Origin of the sequence: Bacillus cereus group sp. BfR-BA-01379 (assembly GCF_022663605.1) — a bacterium.
Taxonomy (GTDB): Bacteria; Bacillota; Bacilli; order Bacillales; family Bacillaceae_G; genus Bacillus_A; species Bacillus_A mobilis.
Genome location: NZ_JAKUFT010000196.1, coordinates 1 through 537, shown reverse-complemented (window position 1 = coordinate 537; position 537 = coordinate 1). Strand labels below are relative to the sequence as shown.

Genomic DNA, 537 nt, shown 5'->3' with positions numbered 1-537 from the left:
ACTTTCTTCAAGCCTTCTTTTGTAACTTCATACATTGCTTTTTTTCCAAAGCTTTCTTGTTTACTTTTGTCTACATTTGTGAAAGTAGCTCTATGCACACCTTCTAAATGTGTTAACTCAATATAATCTCCTACTTTAACTGGAGCCTTTTGCAATTCAGCATTTTGTTGTTTGTTTCCATAAATGTCTTTATTGTATACTACTTTGCCTGATGCATTTTGTACTTTAATACTCGCATATGTTTCATTAAAATAATGATGTGGTACGCCTGTTTTTAAGTCAACTTGCATTTCTTCTGTCGACTTATTGAAATTGATTTTAGCAAACTCAAAATCACTAATTCCTTTTAGTGACCATGCAAATTGATTTCCATCTAAAATTGTTACTTCTGGCATTTTTTCTACTTTCTTCAAGCCTTCTTTTGTGACTTCATACATTGCTTTTTTTCCAAAGCTTTCTTGTTTACTTTTGTCTACATTTGTGAAAGTAGCTCTATGCACACCTTCTAAATGTATTAACTCAATATAATCTCCTACT

1 protein-coding gene is annotated in these 537 nt (G+C 31.3%); it reads right to left on the bottom strand.

The window, feature by feature from the left end; all coding sequences use genetic code 11:
• On the bottom strand, window positions 1-537 hold a 537-nt coding region (locus MR113_RS27425; protein ID WP_277929809.1), incomplete at both ends, for a putative mucin/carbohydrate-binding domain-containing protein.